This window comes from Nitrospira sp. T9, from assembly GCF_052156535.1.
Taxonomy (GTDB): Bacteria; Nitrospirota; Nitrospiria; order Nitrospirales; family UBA8639; genus Nitrospira_E.
Genome location: NZ_JBQKUP010000039.1, coordinates 97393 through 119946, shown reverse-complemented (window position 1 = coordinate 119946; position 22554 = coordinate 97393). Strand labels below are relative to the sequence as shown.

The 22554-nt window shown below is 47.3% G+C and carries 22 protein-coding genes; 8 read left to right on the top strand and 14 right to left on the bottom strand.

Translation table 11 applies throughout. The features are described 5' to 3' along the window. Positions 1 to 13: 13 nt before the first annotated feature. Complete coding sequence (locus ACTRXD_RS16505) at positions 14 to 499, bottom strand: macro domain-containing protein (RefSeq protein ID WP_442432885.1); 486 nt, start codon at positions 497 to 499, stop codon at positions 14 to 16. Between the two features lie 187 nt (positions 500 to 686). On the opposite strand from ACTRXD_RS16505, the gene ACTRXD_RS16500 reads away from it, so the two are divergent. Next, positions 687 to 1511, top strand: a complete 825-nt coding sequence (locus tag ACTRXD_RS16500; RefSeq protein ID WP_442432884.1) for a hypothetical protein — start codon at positions 687 to 689, stop codon at positions 1509 to 1511. Positions 1512 to 1813: 302 nt separating this feature from the next. Then, positions 1814 to 2317 carry a hypothetical protein gene (locus ACTRXD_RS16495; protein ID WP_442432883.1) on the top strand — a complete coding sequence of 168 codons (504 nt, stop codon included), beginning with the start codon at positions 1814 to 1816 and terminating at the stop codon, positions 2315 to 2317. Positions 2318 to 2665: 348 nt separating this feature from the next. Here the strand turns inward: ACTRXD_RS16495 and ACTRXD_RS16490 are convergent, their stop codons facing one another. From ACTRXD_RS16490 to ACTRXD_RS16460, 7 genes are all read right to left on the bottom strand, one after another. Further along, positions 2666 to 3124: a hypothetical protein gene (locus tag ACTRXD_RS16490; RefSeq protein WP_442432882.1), complete on the bottom strand. Its 459-nt coding sequence runs from the start codon at positions 3122 to 3124 to the stop codon at positions 2666 to 2668. 690 nt (positions 3125 to 3814) lie between these two features. Next, a complete protein-coding gene (locus tag ACTRXD_RS16485) occupies positions 3815 to 4132 on the bottom strand; it encodes a tetratricopeptide repeat protein (RefSeq protein WP_442432881.1) in 318 nt (105 codons plus the stop codon). Positions 4133 to 4736: 604 nt separating this feature from the next. Further along, positions 4737 to 5636, bottom strand: a complete 900-nt coding sequence (locus ACTRXD_RS16480; RefSeq protein WP_442432880.1) for a response regulator — start codon at positions 5634 to 5636, stop codon at positions 4737 to 4739. Positions 5637 to 5681: 45 nt separating this feature from the next. Beyond that, on the bottom strand, positions 5682 to 6131 hold the full coding sequence (locus ACTRXD_RS16475; RefSeq protein ID WP_442432879.1) for a response regulator: 450 nt from the start codon (positions 6129 to 6131) through the stop codon (positions 5682 to 5684). Positions 6132 to 6147: 16 nt separating this feature from the next. Beyond that, complete coding sequence (locus tag ACTRXD_RS16470) at positions 6148 to 6597, bottom strand: cupredoxin domain-containing protein (protein WP_442432878.1); 450 nt, start codon at positions 6595 to 6597, stop codon at positions 6148 to 6150. Between the two features lie 436 nt (positions 6598 to 7033). Beyond that, positions 7034 to 7747 carry a response regulator transcription factor gene (locus ACTRXD_RS16465; protein ID WP_442432877.1) on the bottom strand — a complete coding sequence of 238 codons (714 nt, stop codon included), beginning with the start codon at positions 7745 to 7747 and terminating at the stop codon, positions 7034 to 7036. Positions 7748 to 7758: 11 nt separating this feature from the next. Further along, on the bottom strand, positions 7759 to 9732 hold the full coding sequence (locus tag ACTRXD_RS16460; RefSeq protein ID WP_442432876.1) for an ATP-binding protein: 1974 nt from the start codon (positions 9730 to 9732) through the stop codon (positions 7759 to 7761). A 353-nt stretch (positions 9733 to 10085) separates the two neighbouring features. Between ACTRXD_RS16460 and ACTRXD_RS16455 the strand changes: the two genes are divergently transcribed. Then, positions 10086 to 11210: a Rieske 2Fe-2S domain-containing protein gene (locus ACTRXD_RS16455; protein ID WP_442432875.1), complete on the top strand. Its 1125-nt coding sequence runs from the start codon at positions 10086 to 10088 to the stop codon at positions 11208 to 11210. A gap of 85 nt (positions 11211 to 11295) precedes the next feature. On the opposite strand, the gene ACTRXD_RS16450 is transcribed toward ACTRXD_RS16455, so the two are convergent. Both ACTRXD_RS16450 and ACTRXD_RS16445 read right to left on the bottom strand, forming a co-directional pair. Beyond that, positions 11296 to 12324 carry a response regulator gene (locus ACTRXD_RS16450; RefSeq protein ID WP_442432874.1) on the bottom strand — a complete coding sequence of 343 codons (1029 nt, stop codon included), beginning with the start codon at positions 12322 to 12324 and terminating at the stop codon, positions 11296 to 11298. A gap of 564 nt (positions 12325 to 12888) precedes the next feature. Beyond that, positions 12889 to 13350 (bottom strand): response regulator, encoded by a 462-nt coding sequence (locus tag ACTRXD_RS16445; protein WP_442432873.1) that lies wholly within the window; start codon positions 13348 to 13350, stop codon positions 12889 to 12891. A 344-nt stretch (positions 13351 to 13694) separates the two neighbouring features. Here ACTRXD_RS16445 and ACTRXD_RS16440 point away from each other — a divergent pair, with 344 nt between their 5' ends. After that, positions 13695 to 14213 (top strand): hypothetical protein, encoded by a 519-nt coding sequence (locus tag ACTRXD_RS16440; RefSeq protein WP_442432872.1) that lies wholly within the window; start codon positions 13695 to 13697, stop codon positions 14211 to 14213. 410 nt (positions 14214 to 14623) lie between these two features. Here the strand turns inward: ACTRXD_RS16440 and ACTRXD_RS16435 are convergent, their stop codons facing one another. Further along, entirely contained in the window at positions 14624 to 16006 is a 1383-nt protein-coding gene (locus tag ACTRXD_RS16435; protein ID WP_442432871.1) for a hypothetical protein, read from the bottom strand. Positions 16007 to 16103: 97 nt separating this feature from the next. Continuing rightward, entirely contained in the window at positions 16104 to 16754 is a 651-nt protein-coding gene (locus ACTRXD_RS16430) for an AbiU2 domain-containing protein (protein ID WP_442432870.1), read from the bottom strand. Positions 16755 to 17055: 301 nt separating this feature from the next. Here ACTRXD_RS16430 and ACTRXD_RS16425 point away from each other — a divergent pair, with 301 nt between their 5' ends. From ACTRXD_RS16425 to ACTRXD_RS16415, 3 genes are all read left to right on the top strand, one after another. Beyond that, positions 17056 to 17997, top strand: a complete 942-nt coding sequence (locus ACTRXD_RS16425; RefSeq protein ID WP_442432951.1) for a glutathione S-transferase family protein — start codon at positions 17056 to 17058, stop codon at positions 17995 to 17997. A gap of 249 nt (positions 17998 to 18246) precedes the next feature. After that, positions 18247 to 19086 carry an aldo/keto reductase family protein gene (locus ACTRXD_RS16420; protein ID WP_442432869.1) on the top strand — a complete coding sequence of 280 codons (840 nt, stop codon included), beginning with the start codon at positions 18247 to 18249 and terminating at the stop codon, positions 19084 to 19086. Next, on the top strand, positions 19067 to 20044 hold the full coding sequence (locus ACTRXD_RS16415; RefSeq protein ID WP_442432868.1) for a DNA ligase: 978 nt from the start codon (positions 19067 to 19069) through the stop codon (positions 20042 to 20044). The genes ACTRXD_RS16420 and ACTRXD_RS16415 overlap by 20 nt, the downstream gene beginning before the upstream one ends. 23 nt (positions 20045 to 20067) lie before the next feature. On the opposite strand, the gene ACTRXD_RS16410 is transcribed toward ACTRXD_RS16415, so the two are convergent. Beyond that, positions 20068 to 20730 carry a hypothetical protein gene (locus tag ACTRXD_RS16410; RefSeq protein WP_442432867.1) on the bottom strand — a complete coding sequence of 221 codons (663 nt, stop codon included), beginning with the start codon at positions 20728 to 20730 and terminating at the stop codon, positions 20068 to 20070. 272 nt (positions 20731 to 21002) lie between these two features. Then, positions 21003 to 21452: a tetratricopeptide repeat protein gene (locus ACTRXD_RS16405; protein ID WP_442432866.1), complete on the bottom strand. Its 450-nt coding sequence runs from the start codon at positions 21450 to 21452 to the stop codon at positions 21003 to 21005. A gap of 619 nt (positions 21453 to 22071) precedes the next feature. Here ACTRXD_RS16405 and ACTRXD_RS16400 point away from each other — a divergent pair. Then, positions 22072 to 22533 (top strand): Hsp20/alpha crystallin family protein, encoded by a 462-nt coding sequence (locus tag ACTRXD_RS16400; RefSeq protein WP_442432865.1) that lies wholly within the window; start codon positions 22072 to 22074, stop codon positions 22531 to 22533. Positions 22534 to 22554 lie beyond the last annotated feature (21 nt).

Here is a 22554-nt window from a genome sequence, read left to right as displayed (position 1 = left end):
GCTACGCTCGGCGTTAGCGTTCTTTGGCTTTTACTCCTGGATGATAGGTGGAATACACATACACGGGAATGGATAAATCTCCAAGATGCTTTTCAATTAATGGTTTCACATCCTTCCAATCCAAGCCACCCACTCCGGTCGCAAGCCGTGGCAACGCCACACTGCTGAACTTTTCGGATTCAATAGTTTTCCGAAGCGCTTTCAAACAATGATTGATATTTTCAACCGATGCTTTTCCCGGATTGGCCCCATGACTCGGTGGAGCTTCCTGTGTTAAGAGATTGATAATCCGCACGTTCCCGGCACCGGCCCAACTCCATAACTCACCGGACTTCGGAGTGGAAACCTGGCAATAATGCCGAAAGTCTTTGTACATCGCGGGCCACCGCTCCCGTAACGCAAGCGCCAATCCATTCGCAAAATTGTCATTGGGGGCTACACCATGGGCGACAGCCACGGCCTCACTTAATAAAATGTCACCTTCCACTTCATAAATCATGCGCTTTCCTCCTTGTCACGTATCATAATCCCTTTATCTGGTAAAAGAAAAATAACCATAGCACAAGGCGCTCAGGCGATTCATGCCGACCATTCTCGCATGATCATTTAAGACCACTCTCACCCCTACCGAAATACATAAAAGAGCGATCAAGATAACAGTCCCTCTTGAACAGGTCATTCCAGAAATGAGAAATACGGGACACGACTCCGGTTGGCTCAATGGCCAACGGCCAAAAGGGATGTCCCTGACCGACCGGCTCCGATCGAGCTATCATCGATTCTGGTATGAAGCCTCGCAAGCTCTGCGATGGTCTCGTGGACCATTCCGCGAATATCCCAAGGGGCCACTGACCAATCTTACACCGACCCAACAACACAGAACCGAAGAGCTGGCGAAGTCATATCGCTCGCACTTCGAAACATCGCTTACTCCCGAAACTGCTCTTCTGAATTATTCCTATCTGGACATACTGGATCGTGCCAGACATGCTCTTGGTTGGCCTGTTCCGCTCAACCAACGGGTCTGTGATCTTGGGAGTGCCAATTTCGCTTATGCTGCGGCCCTACACACGTTCTTCCATCCAAACCGGCTGACAGGCGTCGAGGTAGATGGGCATCGTCTGTATTGTAACAGGCGAAGCCGCATCGATTATGCCAGGGGGCACATTCAAGATTTGTCGCAAACCGAGTATGTGGTTGCCGACTTTCGCCGGTTCACCAGACAGGCCGATATTATTACGGCCTGGTATCCATTCGTCACTCCCAAACCCTTACTGGCCTGGCGATTACCGCTTAGCTTATTTAATCCGGCCGCTGTATTCGCCCAGGTTGCCAATAATCTCGTCATTGGCGGAACCTTCGTCATGATCAATCATAGTACCGACGAAGCAGAGGTGGCGCGAGGCATCGCGGAAGATGTCGGCCTCATCTGTGTCGGCAACTATCTTCATCAAGCTTCCCTCAGTCCGCGAACAGCAGACCCGGTGTTAACCATCTGGCATCATGGATAATGGGGATAACTGGTTGGCGATTGTTTGTCACAGGGAACGACTTCCGACTCCATCTCACGATTTTCAATCTCTTGTTGCCCTTTCAAGACAAAATTACCAAAGTCTCCGCTAAGACTGCCCACTAACAGAAACTATCATACCGTCCTCCACTCATTTATAATGCCGCAAAATTTGTTTGGCGCATAAGGCCGGATTTCGGAAAAGCACTTCGATTCTCACGTTCGACCACTTGGAGAATATCCTTGCAGAACGGAAAGAAAAGAAACCGCAGCCTCCAACATCCACAATCGAGGATTTGGGCCTTGTCCCTTCTCCTAATTGTCGCGACATTCTATGTAGACCTTCACATACCCTTGGGAGTTGCCTGTGCCATCCCGTATATCTTAGCCGTCTTGATCGGGTCTTTTCTGCATCCCGCATGGGCTATGCCCGCAATAGTCCTTACCTGTTCTATCTTGACCATTGTCGGGATTTTTTACTCACCCGAACCCTTGGTTGTCCCAATTTGGAAAGTTTTCACGAATCGTGGATTAGCGCTTTTTGCAATGTGGATCATTGCCATACTGTTGTATCATCGCAATGCGCTCATCGCCCGAAGAGAAGAAACCCTCACACGAATCCAATTGCTCGAAGGCCTTTTACCTATCTGCGCGGATTGCAAAAAAATTCGTGATGAGAGGGAGACCTGGCACCAACTGGAAACCTATTTTACCGCTCACTCCAATATGACCTTTACCCATGGCATTTGCCCGGAATGTGAGAAACAAGCCATGGCGAAGTTTAAACGCGAACAATTAGTTCAATAATGTTTCCAATCTTGTTGAGAAAGAAGATGGGGACAGGACAGGACAAAAGGGATGTCCTGCGCGGCGGTCCGAGAAACCCTTCGATACTCACCCCTGCCAAAGCCGTTTAAGGATTCGCTAAGTGGGAGAAACAAGAACACGGACCCGAGATAGGAAAGCGGGTGAAAACGTTCTCAGGCCATTTGAAACCTTTCCGATCCAATCAAGCCAATTGCTGATGAGAGGAGATGCCGATTGACACAACCTTTATATTGGACAGAAAAAAAGGGGAACAATCCATGAATGATTCAAAACCGAAAACCAGGAGTGAGATCTTCAAAAATGGGTTCCATTACTTGCGAAATGCACTCAGTCTTTTGATCGAATCAAAATTCCCTTTCGTGCCGTTCCACCACCCGTCTCAACATTTAAAAATGTGACGCCGGATCGTAATCCCTCTGGCACGACGACTTCCACGCGTTCATCATCCACAAACGAAAATACTTTGGCCGGGACTGAACCAAAAGTCACACCGTGCAAACACTCTTTTTTCTTTCCGAAATACTTTCCCTCTACCACAACACTATCACCGGTTTTCATTTCGTCCGGTTTTACATGATCAATTTGAGGACGGACGCTGGAATCACAGATGGGATCATTTTTGACCTTTTGCTCATCAAACCCCTTAATCGATTCCGGAATCACAAAACCACCCGACTCTTCCACAGATTGACCAGGTACTCCCTGCCCCCAGGAACCAGACACCCCGATCAGGCCAAATCCTAAAAAAACAAGAGGTCCAAATAGGTAGGAAATCCTCACCAACATGGGAAACCTCACAAGTTAAAGGGTTAGAAAAGTGTCCCTTTGCCCTCATCAGATAAGGCAACAATGGACCAATTCATCGATCGTATTTTTCTTATTAGATTCCTTTGACCACCCCATCGTCAATCACATCTCTCATTGGAAACGATTGGGCAGCCTCAGGATACTCCGAAAACTCAAAAATTTCTATCGGAACAATTTTTTGTGCTTCCCAACCCGTTGAACTATCTCAGATTCAAATACCTACCCAGCCGAATTTTTCTTCGGCACAAGCGAATGCATTCCCCTCGTCGCTCCATGCGTCCAGACCATTATTGATAACGCGGCCAATCGGATTGAACTAAGTGCTTCCAGGCTGATAGAAAGTTGGATGTCTAGTAAAGATGACTATGTAGGTGAATTTGGACTCTCCAATGGATCCACGCCGATTGGAATCGAGGCCCTCCGAGAATCCCCTGGAATCGAAGGACCAAGTTACATTCGAATGTTTCGAAGTCTCTCCAGAATCGGTGTGGAAGCCCTCATAACTGTGACGAGACTATTGAGGCTATTAGGAGCTATATCCCGACCGTGGTCGTAGAAATCAGCATGTTCATCTCACCATCGTCGTGAAAATTCACCGAAGGCATTGCACAAAAAAAATTTGGGTAAATATGACAACCAATCTTCAGGCACGTTAATAGAAAGAGCCCCTTATCCCAATTCCTGAATAAGAGCACGCATCTCCGGAACGAGATCCCCACCCCCGCTGGAACGGCCTGACAAAGCCGCATCGATACCCGCCGCCAGCACAGTCTTGGCCTCCTCATGACGCTTCAGTCCAGCCAATGCCCGTCCTAAAGCCAAATGGGAGGCGACATGAATGGGATCTAATGTGACCGCAACACGCAAGTGCTCCACGGCTTCTTCAAGATGCTCCCCTTCCTTCAGTAGCTTGTCTCCAAGCCCATATCGTCCTAGAAACCCATCGGGTTTTTTGGCCACCATTTGGCGAAATATGTCAATATCCATGCTATGACCGTCCTCTCCAAAAAAAATGGATGTAGGCTCCAATCATACCATCCACCTCAGGGGATCAGCCAGACACAAGCCACATGCAATACACACCCTCACCTCTGTGTGAAAAGACGAGAGGAAAATCGGCCACACGAATGGTAACCCATGCCCACTAAGACAAATTCACGAATGGAAAAAACAATTAATATCCATTCCGGTCACATTGATCCATCAAAGCCCTTTTCAAAAGACGGTGCCTTTTAATATGTATATTCCCATGCAACCGGAAAGATTAGAAAGATAGACTCATTTTTCAAGCTAAGAACAGCTTGCGTTCGTTTTTGTGAGGATATGGACAGCGGGATGGTGATGGATGCCTGCCAAAACTGTTCATTACATCTGCATTGCTATTTGGCCAGGACACCCACAGTACACCCCTGAGTGGAAATGAACGATGCATGGAGAACGAACAAAAGGGGCCACAAGGAGCCCGGAGATGGCAGGTGATTATCAAAACTTGACGGATATAATGCCTTGCCAAGCCCTGCAGTTTCACTACCCAGTAAACACATACAGGTAGTTTATGGGAAAATTTCTTCCCCATTTTTCCAACCCCGCTTCACATATCCTGAAGATTTCCCTGAAAACCGGTAGATTTTTTCAAAACTTTTCCTACGAGAGAACTCAGTTCAGGAAGATCATGCGGCTTTTTCAGCACTGCCTCGAATCCGGCGTCTAATGCCTGCCTTCGAATCTCCTGATTGGGACTCCCCGTCACCAAGACAAATGGGGGGCAACAACCATTACCCACATATTCAAGATTTCTCCGTAACTGAATGCCATTCATCGCAGGCATTTGGAAATCCGTCAGGACAAGGTCATAGTAACTCATTTGAATATGGGTAAATGCCCAGGTCACATCTGAAACTTGACTACATAGATACCCTTCGAGCTCCAAGTATGATTGATACAGGTCTAAAAGTTGGCGGTCATCATCAATAAGCAGAATTCTTTTTGTGTTGCCTCCTGCCCCAGTGCTGAGAAAATTCTCCTGCCCATCTTCACCAGGCAACTTTTCCAGAGAGTAACATTCAAGCATAATAGCTCTCATCAGGTGAAGAAAATTTTCCCAAGCATCATAGGTTTTTCCATCCATGCCTTCCCCACCCAATTCCGTCAGCACATGCAAGAGCGCATATACGACCGGAGGGTAGTGTTTGCTTTTAATACCATATTTCTTGTGCCGTTCTCCTAAATGAACGAGGGAAGAACGTAATTCCTCAGGGTTTTCCATGCGCAAGACCAATGTGCGGAATCCGCTTAGAAACGCCGCGTATTGTTGGGCTAACTGGGCCTGCGGGAAAAAGGTCTGAAACTCCGGGAATTTATCAAACAACACATGATAAAATCGAAAAACAATCTGCTCTCCGTGAGACGCCACGATCTCAAAACTTTCCTGGATTCGTGATATATCAGAATTGGGAATTCCCGGAGAAATATTCAATTTACCATTCTTCATGGCCGCCTTTCTGTGGATAAAAATCCTTCCTGGATTCGCAGGTTTTTAATAAAAGAGGCGCAGACATTTTTCGGTCAATACGTCTGGAGCGATCGGTTTGATGAGATAGTCCATCGCTCCCTTAATTATGGCAAGTTGAATTTCCGATTGGTGTTCAGAGGGTGACATCACGATCACCGGCGGAAGCGTTGAAGACTGCGCTAATTGTTCCAGCATTAGAAGGCCACCCATGACCGGCATGGATAAATCGAGAAGTACCCCATTGACCGTGTGATGTTGAAGAGCCTCAACCCCTTCCTTCCCATTGGCAGCAGTAAGAACCTCAAAGCCCAGGGCATTCAGACGATCTCTCAGAAACAGGAGGACGTCCGCATCATCGTCGACAATGAGAATGCGCTTTTGACTTTTCATTGTATGTGTGCCGGCATCGGGTGGAGAGGTCGTCCCATCCATGATCATCCATCGCATAAATGAACGAATGAATATGGAATGCATGCCCACAACCATGTCTTTACTGAGACGCCTTGACATCAGTGACCGTGAGGTGATCGTGTAACGTACCCTGGCTTATGACCGCGTGATGGGGAAGAACAATAATTTCACCCCTCATGATGGGATGAAGCACGCAATAATAGGAATACCGACCGGGAGGCAGTGAAGGGATCGTGAATTCCTGCCCGGGTTGAACGCCACCAGTATCAAATGCGCAAGGCCCACCTGTTCGACAACCATCGTGTGTTACGCTATGCGGTGATGAAGTAGGATTCACAACATGAATCGAGACTCCATCGGGAACAATGGCCAAGGCCGGTCTATAATAGGGTGCCCAATAATCCATTGAGACCCTCACATCCGAAGGCTGGGTGGAGGCCGGTGCAGGGCCACAGATCGATAGGAATAAAAGGAAAATTCCTAACACAGTCAGAGTGGGAGAGGTTATTGCCCAGTTCAAATTTTTCATCTGTTCACCTCCCGATTCCTTACTTCTTCCAACCGGTTGTTGTGGTTCATCCAGATGGTAAATTTCAAACCCATAAAGAATCTATTTGATTTGTGACCCATTCAAATAAAGATTTCATAAAGATTCCTGATGACGCCATTTCCTGATTCCTGTATAGATGAATACGATGTTGGGCAGTAACAAATTTCATGAAATAAAGAAGAACGGATTGAGTCACTCGCCAACCCAGGAGCGAATAAAGAGGCCATACATTCAATCCTGATGGGCAATGCAGGGCCTGCCGACGCGTTTTTGGAAGGATGTTGCGCTGGAAGAAAGTCAAGCCAAGGCGGCCTGAGAAATTACGAGAGAAACCACAAAGAGAGGAAATGGTTACAGGAACTGAGAAGGTAAGGGACAATTATTGATAACGAACCCCTTACATGCAAACGGACAATCAGGGGGTTTTCTCATCTTCCTCAAAATCGGTGGCAAATCGATAGCCGACTCCGGGATCGGTGAGAATATACTGAGGTCGTGCCGTGTTTTTTTCCAATTTTTTCCTTAAATTTCCAATAAAGACACGTAAATATTGAGCCTGCTCGCTATATCCCGCACCCCAAATGGCCCGGAGAATGGTTCCATGCGTCAATACTTTTCCGGAATTCTGAATGAGGTACTTCAACAGATCATATTCCGTCGGGGTTAATTTCACCGTCTGGTTTCGAATGCAGACATTTCGACTCTCGAAGTCAACCTGTAAATTTCCAAATGTGAACACGGGATCGGTGCCGTAAATTGAAGATGTCCTCCGCAGGACCGAGCGGATTCTCGCCGTCAGTTCTTCCATGCTAAACGGTTTGGTGACATAGTCATCTGCCCCGACTTCGAGAGCTTCAATTTTTTTCGCTTCTTCCCCAATTGCGGATAGGATAATGATTGGAATCTGGTAGGTTTCACGGATCTGGCGGGTCAGTTCGATGCCATCCATTCCGGGAAGCAGTAAATCCACAAGGGCCAGGTCCGGAAGGCGGTGGCTCATAATTTGGAGGGCCTCTTCTCCGGTGTCAGCCGTCAGGACTTCATATCCTTTTGCCTCAAGATTAATCTGTAAAGAACGACGTATTTGCCGCTCATCATCCACAGCTAATATTCGAGATCCAAGCGCCATGGGTAAACCGTTTACTCCTCTTCCCGGTCAAAATTTATCATAGGGGGTGCATCAGGGGTCGGCAACGTAAAGCAAATCGTCACGATTCGATTCTGTGATTCGGCCCAAATCCGACCACCATGGGCTTCGACCATACCTTTACAAATCGCCAATCCGAGACCGGTCCCACGAATGAGTCGTGTCCGCGGACCCTTTAACCGATAGAATCGGTTGAAAATACTGACCAATTCTTCCTGAGGGATTCCTTCCCCCTCGCTGGAGACCCTTACCTCCACCTGGTTAGGCGTCATGCGGCCAACAATGCTGACCAAGGAGCCTGGGGAAGAATATTTAATGGCATTATCTAACAGATTGATCAGGACTTGCTGAATTTCCATCCCATCCACAAAAATAGGTGAAATTTTCTCCCCCAGGTTCACTTGCAACGATCGGCTTTTCAAAGACATTTCCAACCGTCTGATTGCGCCTTCGACCAAATCTTCCAATAAATGCCATTCACGATGAGGAACCAGCGTTCCCGCTTCAACCTTTGACATGTCCAGAAGATTATCAACCAATCCATTTAAAAAATCGATTTCCTGATTGATACCCTGGAGAAATTCCTGCTGCACCTTGGATGCATCCTGTCTGGAAAGTTCAATCAACCCGGCTATGGAGGCCTTGATAGCCGTAAGTGGAGTCCGCAGTTCGTGGGAAACTAAAGACAACAGCGCGGTTTTAAGGGCATCGCTTTGACGAAAGGCCTCAACTTTTGCGGCTTCACTCTTTCGTAAATTTTCCTCTACCTGTTGTCGTTCAAACCCATTTACGAATATTTCTCCGGCCATTTGGAGGAGCCTGATGTCTTCTTCGGACCAGGTCTTTTCATGCTGGACTGAATCAAAACCAAGAAACCCGAACAACTTTCCCCGCAAGACCATAGGCACAATCACCAGCGATTGGATTTGCTGCTTCTGAAATTCCTGCTTTTCGGCAGTAGCCTCGAGTGGAAGATTTGCCACGCTTGAGATTTGAAAAAATGGGCCGGAGATCAGACGTTCTGCAAACCAGGGTATGTCCTGCATTCGAAGGCCCTGAAGTCTTGATAGTTGGGGCTCAATACCCGCCTGACACCATTCATGGGTATTGTTCATGGTCGTACCGTCATCCTCAAATATAAACACATAACTTCGATCCACCCCTCCAAACGTTCCGATGGCTTCCAGCGCCCGATTAATCTCCGCATCCAAATCTTTTGCTTCAAGACTGATGAATTGGGTTGAAAGATTCGTCATGAGATTTTCAATTTCGATTCGATAGCGTAGAGCCCTTTCTATCCTGGAGCGTTCCTGAATTTCATGTTCAAGTTCCTGATTGGCCAATTTGACCTGTCGCGTCATAAGAATTCCGAACGGTATCACTAAGATACCGATCAAAGATTCCCAAACGATCATGTTCGAGATCTTTTTCTGGGAATTTCTGCTGTATAACTTGACCGCCTTGTTGGCGACTTCAATCAATCGGGCATTTAAAGCCAGGAGTCCGTCTAACTCCAAAAAATTTTGGGGATGGTCGGATGGCGTTTTCAGAAAGGTATCAGCCCTTTTCATAAATTCAGCCATGAGTGTTTGTTGCTCTCCTAAAGCCTGTCGTATTTCCTGAGATGGAGGGGGAGGAAGGACCGCCGTATCGCCACTTTCCGGATTCACCACAGCCTGTCCACCGACGAGTAACACATTCAGAGTCTGGTTCAACATCTTTTGGGTGAACCGGTAATCAGCAGGAATCCCTTGCGAAGTCAATAAAATTTCATTCATGAGTCGTTGAGATAACATCCGTTGTCGTCCAGCCAGATCTACCAGCACACTGTCGAGCTTTTGATTCTGAATTGTCGTGATCGTATAGAGCAGGATGCCGAACAAGGCTAAAATAAACACGGTGGAGAGAATCAATAACGCTCGCCCGATTGATTCTGTTCCCAGCCATGAACGTTTTGGTGGCTTCACAACTTTCCATCCTTTGATGTCGATCCTGGCCGCTCAATCCTTACACTAAAGGAATTTCCTGATTTTCTCATCATACCCTAAACTCTTGGATATTTTTCCAAACACATGGGTTGCGGGTATGTGAGTTGCCAGTGACCTAAGGAGGCTTACGAAAAAGTTTCGCTTCGACTCGATATTTTTGATTACACGATCTATACTGTGCCCCAATAAGGAACCTTTCAAGCCCCTACCCTCTTATTCTTCACCGCGCTTAATGCCAGTCCAAGACCTCATACAATTCCAATTATTGCTCTATATCGCTGAAATTTCACAGGCCTTTCCCTTCACGGTTGTCTTCTTTTTTGGAGCAATTCATGATTGAACAATCTCAAATGCACCTAGACAGGCAGAAGGAAAGCGGCGTTCCCATTAACCTGGAAGGCTCTGCCTCCCGGTCCGGGAAAACGCCTCTCACAGTTGATTTAAGAAAAACCGGTCTTCACCCGGACAATTGGTATCCGCTCGCACGCTCCAGAGATCTGAAAAAGGGAAAAATGCTTGGAGTGTCCTTTGCCGGCAATCCCATCGTGTTGGTCAGAACCGTAAGTGGAATGGTGTATGCGCTCGAAGACCGATGCGCCCATCGACAGGTTCCCCTGCATTGCGGGGTAGTGCATGGAGAGCATGTCCAGTGTGGGTATCATTCATGGACATTTGACCAGACAGGGCGATGCATGGGTGTCCCCTATTTAGAAAAGAACCAACCACGCCCAGCAGGAGTCAGGAGTTTTCCCTGTCGTGAAGCCTATGGGCTGGTATTTGTGTTTCCGGGGGCAGTAAGCCAGGTGAATGAGATCGGGTTCCCGGATGTATCCTTAGCAGATGATCCGCACTATAAAACTCGATACCTTGACCGTCAGGTGGGCTGCCATTACTCATTCATGCATGAGAACCTTATGGATATGAACCATCAGTTTTTGCATCGCCGACTCATGGGCGGGATCCGAACGGTCTTTCTGGAACTTCGAGAGCGGCCGCATGCCGTGGAAGTCGACTATACCTTCTCTCGAATCAAAGGCTCACAACCACTCGGAGAGAAACTCATTTTAGGGAGAACCAAGGCATCAACAGATGGGCCAAAGCACGATCTGATGACCATCTGTACCAACTACCCCTATCAAACGCTCCAGTTTTGGACAGCCGGAAGCATTCACCCCGCGTTAAATCTCTGGAATGTGTATGTTCCCGTTGATTCAGCACAACGAATCAATCACACCTTTGGGTTGATGATGGTCCGAAAACCTGCAATTCCCGGCCTCATCCACCTTTTGTGGCCGTTTATTGTGTGGTTTACCAATGGAATTTTTGCACAAGATCGATGGATTGTTGAGGAAGAACAGAAAGCCTTTGATCGACAGGGCGCCGACTGGAACCAGGAGGTGTTTCCAGTGATTCAGAGCTTAAGAAGCTTGTTGCGTCGCGAAGGCATTGCCTTATGAGGACTCCCCCGTCATGCTGACAAGATTTTTCCATGCGGCAGCGGGATTGCACGTTTAACTGACGGCCTAGATTTCTGTAGCTTGATCAGACCACATGGTAGCGAAAAGAGGACGGCGCCTCATTCTTTTGCAGGATCCTGCGACAGGCTTCCTTCAGAGATTTCAGGTGAAACGGTTTCACAAAAAATCCTTGAGCGCCTTCCTGTAACAATTGCCGGAGGGCTCGTTCGTCCGACGCGCCAGACATCATCAGCACCGGCATTTGATGTCCCAACCATCGTAATTCATCCAACATGGTCCTCCCATCCATAACGGGCATATCCATATCCAATAGAATGCCATCCACGGTTTGGCGGCTTGCCACAGCCAAGCCTTCCCATCCATTTCTTGCAACAAGGACCCTATATCCCCATTCCTCGAGCGCCTGACTTAACAGCCTAACCACAGAAGGATCATCATCCACCACCAACAGACATGGACGGACTTCCTGGGTCTCGGCCTCATCATAGGACAGACTCTCTGATGCTGGATTGAGTGCCTGAAGGGTTTGCAGACAAGAAGGGCAATAGGTATGCACAAGATTGATCTCAGAGAATTTGAGATGGTCCATCGACAGGAAGGACGCTAATGTCTGCCTTCCTTTCGCACCTGCTGGTGCGACAAAGGGATCCGGCACGCGTTCACACCATGCGCACGCAGAAACGAATTGGGAAGGAGTCGAAGTTGGGAGACAATGCCGTAACACATTGGCCTTGGAAATGACTCCGACAAGATTCTGACCACCCACCACAGGCATTCTCTGGATGTGTTTTTGGGTCATCAGATTCAACACGGAATCAAGCGATTCACTCTCATGCACATAAACCGGCGAGGTCATGGTGTCTTCGACTCTGAGTTCATCCAGCGAATCCAAACGTGAAACGGCCTCGAACAGCCGAAGATCCGACACGACTCCAAGAATTTTGCGGGTGGAATCAACCACCGGCCATCCACAATATTGACCGGAGAGGAATTGCAAAGCCAGATCGTTCTCGAATTTCCCACTTTTTAGTGGTAAGGCTTTTGGGTCCATTAAGTCTTTTGCCAATGGAGGAGATGAAGGCAGGTGGTTCATGAGAGGGCCTCTCTTTCAAACCGGTTTCAACCAGAAAACCATTGGGTGAAGGGGGAGGGCGGATAAACCGATGATCGGACTAACTAAAAAGAACTATATAAATGAAATACCAATATATTTGAATTAACAGCAAAATACGGACCAAACAAACCTGGAACGAGTTTTAAGTGAAAAAACCCATAAACTTCATAGGATAAACGAGAGATGCTATCCCTCCCTAGAGATTTCCGTGAAGGTTTAATGTTTCAAAATAAACAATAACATTAGGGTAAATCATACAATCTAAGGGTTGGAGCTATCCCTCTGACACGAAAGAAAATGGTCCGGCGACATTAGACATTAATAATTAATTGCAGAATGATCGATTATAATCGGGAAAGAATAGGCAGAAAGTGAAAAAGCCAATTCATGACTCCTCCCATGTGCGCCGACTTTCAGAGGTGTGCTACCAGTGACATCTTCCCAAAAGGAAGGCAGTCCAGGAATATGAAGCCCGTTACGGAGACTCTTTTATTTCTTATTCGATCCAATGGGGAAAATAGGAGAGGCATATTCCTCAACGCCTTACTTTGCAAATCCTTTTCTGCAAGTTTGCTGGAGAGATTGGAAATGAGGCGGTTTCAAAACGAAGCCTTGGGCTCCTTCCATCAACAGTTGAGGATGAACCTGTTCGTCCGACTCGTTTGACATAATCAGCACCGGCATCTGATGCCCCAACCATCGCAATTCACTTAACATGGTTCGCCCGTCCATAATGGGCATATCCATATCTACAAGCATTCCATCCACCGGGCGGCGACCCGCCAGAACCAAAGCTTCCCATCCATTCCTTGCCGCAACAACATCGTATCCCCATTCCCCTAGCGCCTCTTTCAACGTTCCCGCTGCCGCAGAATCATTCCCCACAACCATTAAACATGGACGATTTTCCTTAGTCTTCCATTGAGATTTATCATTCCTGGAGGACGCGACCTCCGATTTATTCAGAGGGGCTGCCAGTGTAGGACAAAAGGAAATCCGTTCCATAGGTAGCCTGCCTTTCCAAACGGTTGCGAAATTATTTCCGGCCCTTATTAACGTACTAATAAGGGTAAATTTCAGAAATGGGTACTCTATAAAACCCTGGGTTTTTCAATATAAATGTTCAATGCGAGCGATACCTTTTGTAAGACCTTAAGGGCAGCACTGTAGATCTAGTCAATTTGATGAACCCAAATATCCGGGCGTGCCTGAGAAAAACATATGTCTTACATTTTAGTGTCTCTTAACCGTGGACCTTCACCATAGTCTGTTTCAGCTCCAGCTTGAGGATCTCTGGACTGCAAAAACTGTCTGTCGGTTTTAGACTGAAAACAGGATTGGAATTAAGCATGATATTCTTAAAATTTGGTTGCGTCAGCCTGCTCTTGTTACTCGGCTTTGCTGAGGGGAGTTGGAGTGCGACGATTCTCAGTGGGGATGTGATTGGTCACTGGTCGGGCAAAGGCAACATGTTTGAAATGGAAAACTACCGAAAATTTTTCCATGGAGAGGTAAACGGCATTCTTGAAGAGCGCACTCCTTTGCAGAAGTCACACGGGCTTTTCAATCGGGCACAGATCCGTTGCCAGGTGTCGATGAACATTGATCCCAAGACCAAAGCCCGGGATTCGTTTGGAACGTGCACGATGATGATCCCCGACACACACGAAGTCATCCATTCCCGGTGGTCCTGCAAGAGCCTGGCGGAGACGTGTGAGGGAGAATTCATCTGGATGTGGGGAACCGGCAGATTCACCGGAATCTCCGGCACCACCCCGTTTCAGTCCCGCATGGAAATTGGAGTAACCGAATCAGGAGCCATCCACGGTGAGGCCACATGGCCGGAATTCACCTATCAACTACCTTGACACACCATTCTCAGCTTTTTTCTGAGACCATTCCCTCCCAGAGCAGGCTTCATTGCCTTTGTGACCGGACTTCTGGCAATCAATGTCAGTGCCATTCCCGGAGCTGAAGATCACCATGGTCTGTCTCGCATTAACATCTGCGGGGTTGCTGCTCGTGGGCATTTTTCGTTGGTTAGTTAAAATGGTTGGGACTTTTTCTATATCCCATAAGGGTGGGAGTCCCCGCATATTTCAACTGCCAGACCAGGTCAGCTTTATGTTGATTTTCTTTATGAATTAGGCTGAACCTATTTTAGTTTGGGAAATAGAAGGTCTGAACTATATTTGTGGAAGGAGCTAACCCAGATCATTAAAGATGAACCAGAGCTAAGCCTAAGCAGAATGCAATAGGATCTGTGGAAACCGGGCTGTCAGAAAATACTCTTGTCGCCATCAGAACTTAGAAGCGATTCATAGTCAGTCTTTTCTAAAAATTCACAACGAAAGGTCTCATCCAAAATTGCTCTCTCGATGTCCTTTCGAACTTTTATTAAATCATTTTCCCCTCGAAGAAGGAGGGCAACGAATCTCAAGATAGAATTTCTGACGATGGAGATGAGTTTTTTCAAATCTTCATTATTGATAAATTTTTCTGGGGGTTCAGTAGACGGGTCATGCTGACCGTGAAATAACTTTCCTCGTTTCTTGAACATTGCCCTGAGAAATTCAAATGTACTTTCTCTTGATTCTAATGTATTTCCTAGTAAAACTGCGCAACTTTGTGAAATTCTGAATGTTTGCTCGGCCTGATCAGAAGGTGTATAAAGGGCTTCCAAAGCAATAATAAGATCTGCGAATTGTTCTATCCGACTTACCTTTTTATGACCATCTTCATAAAAATCCCCCGCAATACCGATCGCTTTTCTAAGGGAAGGTCCACTTTTTGTAAATTTTTCTGCATGTTTTTGATGCAAACCCCAAAACAACTCAATTGTTTCTGATTCGGTGGGTGAAATTAAATACCATAAGTTTTCCGGAGGTTTGTCTTGCCTCGGGGTACCCAAATAATACAGACCTCCTCGTTGGACTTGATTTACCCAGGGTGGGTTAAAGTAGGGAACGACATAATCAATATCCACAATAGCATCTTTGGCATATTGCAGAATTTGGCAAAAAGGTGAGGCATCATGCCAACGACGATTTAGCCAGTCACCCAACAATTCAGAATCAAACCCTTCACTATCCTTAACAACCAGAAAGAAATCTCCTGTCCCTGGAGGACTTAGAAAACTCGATAATGTATTTTCGCCAAGTAACTGAGCTTTGGCTCGCCACTCTTGCTTTTCGATGGTCCATCCCGAATATGGAGGAGGTGGAAGTGCCTCAATATCCCATACATCAAAATTAAAAAGATGAAAAAATGCTTTCTTTTCAAAAGGCCCTTGACCGTAAAGCGAGGTCTCGAGTTCTGCAATACTTTGATCAATGGGATTGGGAAAATCAAATAGAGAATTACGTGAGTCGGAGGTGGATAGGGGTGGGAGCCGGCTGAAAAAGAGAATGTCTAATACATAAGCAAGACGCTCTATGTCCCCGCAACACTGATGGAGAAAACAGTCTTGAGTGAGAATTTCATCCAAACTAGCGTTGATATAATCTACCGTAAGTCCACATTCGATAATGTCTTCGGTTTTTTCTGGGTCCATTGACAAAGATAAAAAGGCATTAAGTGGCGTTAAATACTTTTGGGAGAACGCCACTAATTCACTGGCGGTTTTACGCAGAAACTGTTCAAATGTTTCACTGATTGCCATTTTCTAAATTGCTTTTCATATCAATTGATTATTTATGATTACTTACTAAGTTTCAGTGCGAATTTCTGAAAATGCTAATAATTGGAATGGCATAATTTTATTCCATATCTTCTTTTAATCTCTCAACACCTAATTGGTTGAGAACCTTTATTAAACTAGTTTTAACTCGCCTGTCATCTTTGATGGGAACAGGGGAAACATCGCCAAATGCTGATGAAACAAGGTCATAAAAATCTGCCCCAAAAATGAAAAGCCTCTCCATGGTGTCATAGGAGGGAAGAGAGGAAACATCTACGTCATATTCGGAATGTGCAATAATTTTATCCCTAACGAATTTAAAGCGTTCAAAATCTTTTTGAAAAGCTTCTAAGAATAAATCAATAGTAGCCTGAAGCGTAGAGATAGATGGTCCATCCTTAAGTGGACTTTTGTAAGTCTGAATAAAACTTTTGAGTTTCCAGTAATCTAATTGCAGAGCATTATCTTTTGTAAGCTGTAAAACAACAGAGTCAATAGAGTTAAGTTCGAAATTTCTTTCCTTTTCATATATCTTGCAGAGTTCCAAGGAAATCATTTGAATTGCCAATCTCTGCAAATGACCCCAAAAACTTTTCCCGGCTACCTGGTTGATTTCTTCCACATTGACAGAAATCAAGCAATAAAGGTCAAGATTCTGCCTAAGCGAATGCAGAATTTTAACAAGGCCAATCCTTTTTTTATCTAAAGGTGTGTCAATAAAAGATTCCATTAAACATAATTCCGTTTAATTTTTTCTACAATATAGATTAGAAAAGAACCAGGAAACAGACTGAAAAAGATGATATCAAGAATGGGAATTTTTAACACTCGTTAATTTTCAAGAAAAACTCTGAAAAAGTAAATTAGAAATTATGGGTTCTCAAGATATTGGCAAGACCACTTATTTTTCAGATCTAAGTGAGATAAACTTTAAGGATACTGAGGGTTATTTTTCTCAATGGATCTTTAGAGGGAAAAGGCCTCGGTCAAAACGGCTTTTCAATTATTAGGGCAAGGCCATTGAGAATATGATGAACAAAAAACCGCAATTTCCTGACGAACAATCAAGTGAAGGTGCTTTTACACGGCAAGGTGATGCCTTCCGGGAATGGGTGACTGATGACGGCAGTTCAGGATTTCCTGCGGCGCGTGGGCGGTATCATCTGTATGTCTCTTGGGCCTGTCCTTGGGCGCATCGCACGATTATTGTGCGAAAGCTCAAGCAGTTGGAAGATGTGATTGGGATGACGGTGGTTGATCCGATTCGGGATGACCGGGGTTGGGCCTTTCGAGACGGACCTGGGCATTCGACCGACCCGGTCAACGGGTTTCAGTTTCTAAGTGCGGCGTATTACGCGAGCGATCCGGCTTACCGTGGACGCGTGACCGTGCCCGTGTTGTGGGACAAGGAAACCTGCCGTATCGTGAGTAATTCCGATGACGACATCATGCGGATGTTCAATTCAGCCTTTAATCAATTCACAGTCAGTACGTTAGACCTCGTTCCGGTTGATCTTCGGCAGGAAATTGACCAACTGAATAACGATATTTATGAACAGGTAAATGATGGTGTCTATCGCGCAGGGTTTGCGACGTCTCAATCAGCCTATGAACAGGCTGTCCGGCGTCTATTTGAGGCCTTGGATGGATTAGAATCGCGATTAAACATACAACGGTTTCTCTTTGGCAGGAACCCGGTAGAGACAGATTGGCGTCTGTTCGTGACGCTCATCAGATTCGACGCGGTGTATCACGGACATTTCAAATGTAATATCCGGCGCATCATGGATTATCCCAATTTGTTTGGCTACCTCAAGGATCTCTATCAATACGATGACGTGGCGGACACCGTCAATATGGATCACATTAAACGCCATTACTACATCACCCACGATGACATTAACCCCACGGGTATCATCCCCCTCGGTCCCGATCAGGATCTTCGCTCTCCCCATGGCCGGGAACATCTGTAGAATGCTGGCCGGCAACCGTGGGAATTGATAGTGTCTCTCCCGGGATATCTGCTGCCCAGGCAGTCCATGACCCCATTCCTAACGGGGGCAAATTCCACGGCCCCTTCCATTTCTTCCAAAATACCGACTGAAGACCTGAAAAATACAAGCGAAGTAGCTAGAATAGGTCCCACATTTCCATCGTTCAGCAATAGAAACTGGACAGGAAGAAGACAACCCGGGTAGGTCGTTGAATCTGGAGGAATCGTTATGACATTGACAGCACATAATAATGTCCCACTTCCCTCGTTGATGTATGGCACGGCATGGAAAGAAGGTGCCACGACCCATCTGGTGCAATTGGCGGTGGCTTCGGGATTCACGGCCATCGACACGGCCAACCAGCTCATTCATTACCGGGAGGACCTGGTAGGTGAAGCTCTGCTGGCCCTCGACAAGAAAGGAGTGAAGCGGGAGGCCCTGTTTTTGCAGACCAAATTTACGCCGGTGAACGGACAGGACCATCGTACGCCCTATGATGTCTCAGCCGATCTCACCACTCAGGTGCAGCAATCCTTTGCCAGCTCGCTGACCCACCTTCACACCGACTATGTGGACTCGTATGTCTTGCACGGGCCCTATTCACGATTCGGATTGGGAGAATCGGACCGGGAAGTGTGGGCGGCCATGGAGGAGCTCTATCAATCCGGGAAGACTAAAATAATTGGCATCAGCAATGTCACGGCCGGACAACTCACCCAACTTTGTGCGGAAGCGAGGGTTAAACCCATGGTCGTGCAGAACCGGTGTTATGCCTCCCATGGATGGGATAGAGAAGTGAGGGGGATTTGCCAATCTCATGGCATCATTTACCAGGGCTTTTCACTCCTGACGGCCAACAGGGACGTGGTGGGCGATCCCGACATACGGGCCATCGCCAAACGGTTAGGGACGAGTCCGGCCCAAGTGATCTTTCGCTTTGCCATGCAGATCGGAATGCTCCCGTTGACCGGAACGACCAGCGAACAACACATGAAAGACGATCTCCAGTCCGGACAATTGGCGTTATTACCTGAAGAAATCGAACTTCTTGACACCATTGCCGATTGACCAGACCATTCCTTCCCGAGGAGGAGATAACGTAGACCAATCCCTTCCTGGATTATCCCCGCCAAATTTAACGCCCGATCGTTTGCGCCTGTCGGCGTCTGGTCGCAGACTTCAGAACTGCCTGTTTGCGGTCATTCTCCTCATCATTCTTGTTCCCTTCTCTGTCCCACAAGCCGGCACGATCCCCGAACTGATGTTAGCGGACATCTACCGGCAGGGTCTTGATCTCAGCCAATACCGGGTCAGCGAAAAACTCGACGGCGTCCGCGCTCGTTGGGATGGAACACATCTGATTTCGCGAGGCGGCAATGTGTTTGCGGCACCGGAATGGTTTACCACAGGATTGTCGGCCATGCCCTTGGATGGAGAGTTATGGATGGGTCGAGGGCGATATGAAGAGGTATCATCCATTGTCCGGACACAACACCCCCATGAGGGATGGCGACATGTGCGCTTCATGATCTTTGATCTCCCGGCACATGGCGGAACTTTCGCCCAACGGGTGATCGCGATGAATGGCTTGAAGTCCGGAAGCGCCTCTTCCTATTTGGGGATCATTGAACAACAGCGGGTCGAGAGCGAAGAAGACTTGTTGAAATGGTTGAGCAGGGTGATCGATGAAGGCGGTGAGGGGTTGATGCTGCACAGGGACACCGCGTTGTACGCCAGTGGCCGAAGTCAGGATTTGCTGAAGTTGAAATTATTCACTGATGCTGAGGCCACAGTCATCGGGTATCGACCAGGCAAAGGTCAGTTTGCCGGTCTGATTGGTTCACTCAAGGTGCGCACGGATAATGGGATCATCTTCTTTATCGGAAGCGGGCTCAGTCATGAGGAACGGCGTCGCCCGCCACCGTTACAAAGCCGGGTCACATTTCGTCACCAGGGATTGACCGAAAACGGCATCCCTCGCTTTCCGGTTTTTCTCCGAATCCGCAATGAGGAACCCCCCCGGTAGCCGGCATTGTTCTATATTCCTCTTTAGTACCCTTCCCGCTTCACACAGGCACAGCTTAACTCCACGTTATCCCGCCGAAACGTCCTACTCAGCAGCTGATGATGGGCAGGCGAATCGGTGACGGCAACGAGGCCCAGCCGTTGGCAGAGCTGAATACTATAGACCAGAGCCGCAGATGTTTTAATCAATCCAAATCCATACTCAAATGTCAGGTTCTCCTGTTCCGCCAACCGCCTTCGGCTCATAGCTTGAAGGGTTTCGACGGTATAAAACACGAACTCTCTTTCCGGCTGTTGGAAGGCCGCCAAAAGCGCTACGTCTGTCGGGACGGAACTTCGGCCCTGGCTATCCTGGGAGAATGCCACTAATCCTCGCTGAAACCGTCGATCATCCTTTAAGGCCTCCTGAAAGATCGATCGCCAAAGAGGATCGGCGAGATCCTGATTGACCGCCGTAACCATCGTCGGACTCAGCGGCCCACTGACATCATGCCCTTGAATGATTCTACCCCTCTCTAATAATTCCGAATAATAATCTCCCATCCGGTCTGGAAACCCTGTTGCCCCCATGAATGGGGTTAATTGCAAGGCCATAAAATCCAGAAAATGGACAGGAGAATAATCCTTCAAAATCTGATGAAGCGTCTGTTCGTGACACAAATGAAAGGGGTAATACAATGCATCCATGGGGGGAGAGCCTGGCAAAATTTTTTCAGTGAGTGTGGGATGAGTTGAAACCGGTTCTCGTAACTAGTCTGGTAGTGGAAAAAACAATCCCGGTGCGACCCCTGTTTTGAGAAGGGCTCCTAGCACTCAAGGTATAGCTTTTTCCTATCGGTGATAAATGTTTTACCGGAATTCGGCGCAGCCGTGGACCTCACTAGGTGAACAACAAGAATGCCCGTCAAAGTCCTTTGACAATCCTTCTGACTTGTTAGACCTATTTCAACGGGAGCATTTCACCCGCCCACATGGGCCTGAAGAATTTTAGAACCGGCAATCATCGGATCAGCCGGAGCCAGCTCCAAGGCCTTTTTGAAATGGTTCGTCGCATCGCCGTGGTTTCCCAACTTATCCAGTGCGAGCGCAAGATTGTAATGCGCTTCCGGAAGGTCAGCATTCGCGGCTACGGCTTTCGTAAAATGTTCCTGGGCCACCTCCCAATGTCCCTGTTGGAAATGATTGACTCCTTCTTCATTCTCCGCTGCACCGGCCACTCCGGCAGTTGCCATCAGGGCACCTTCCACCTGTGGCGTTTCCACCATGCCCGGAGCATCGGCCGGCGACATTGGCGTACTTTCCGCTTTGGGTTCCGGTTTCGTTTCTTTTCCGTATTCGCCGGAATCGCATCCACTCCATACCAACATCATGAGGAACAGTAATCCGAGACCGAAAGATCGCTGATTCATCGTATCCTCCTTATTTGAAATGGTGAGCGGCCCTCCCGCAGACCGCGAAATACTGCCGGGAAAGGAATACCTTCACGATTTGGATTGAGCAATGTCAATAGCGGCCATATTGTGCACCATCATGATCGTCATGGCCCGAACGCCCATGCACCGACACAAAGACGGTTTACGCAAAGACGTTTTCCAAAAACATTCCCCCAATGCCGGCAACAATTCCCCACTACGATCAGGACAAGTCCTTTCTGTTTCAAACAAACAGGCACGCCATTACAAGGTTGTGTTATTCCTTCCCGGATGATCTAAAAGGCCTGACAGTTTGAAGTGAGAGGGATGTGGTTATGGCTTTCTTCAGGTCAATTAGGCTGATTGGGTTCCCTGTGTTTCTCATTACCTCCGCTTTCATTCTCGTTCCTCCCGCGATCTTTTGTACCGATGTAACGAATAATCTCCCACTCCTCTTAGGCATTTCCCCGAATACTATCGCCCTACTTGACTCCCGGAATTTTGAAATTATTTTATAAGTAACATCGATGCATGTTTGACCTTCGAAGGTACCATGAGGAATTAGCAAGCATGTGGAAGGATGAAGTACGAGAAGTTCAAAGAGGAGGGGTAAACTATGGTCATTCGAAGATTGGAAAATTGGCCGTTTGATGGTTTTTCTGGTGGAGTTTCAGAGCTGGACCGGCTTCGACGGGATCTTGGGCACTTGTTCAATGGACTATCCAGGGTGAATGGTTGGGATACTCCAGCGGGCGTCTATCCCCTTATGAATGTGTCACAGGATAGCGAAAATGTATATGTTCGCTCGGAAGTTCCCGGTATGACGCTCGATCAACTGGAGGTGTCGGTCACAGGTCGAAATCTTACTGTCACAGGTGAGCGGGCGATTCCGGATGAGCAATCTACTGTGCGATATCATCGTCGAGAACGGGAAGCCGGGAAAATACGACGACAGTTAGCATTACCCACGGATGTGGACAGTGAACGAGTGCAAGCAAAATATCAACACGGTATTTTAATGGTAGTCCTGCCTAAAGCCGAAAAGGCTAAACCGAAAAAAATCGCCATTTCAGGGTAAAGATTGAAACAGAGGCGAGTG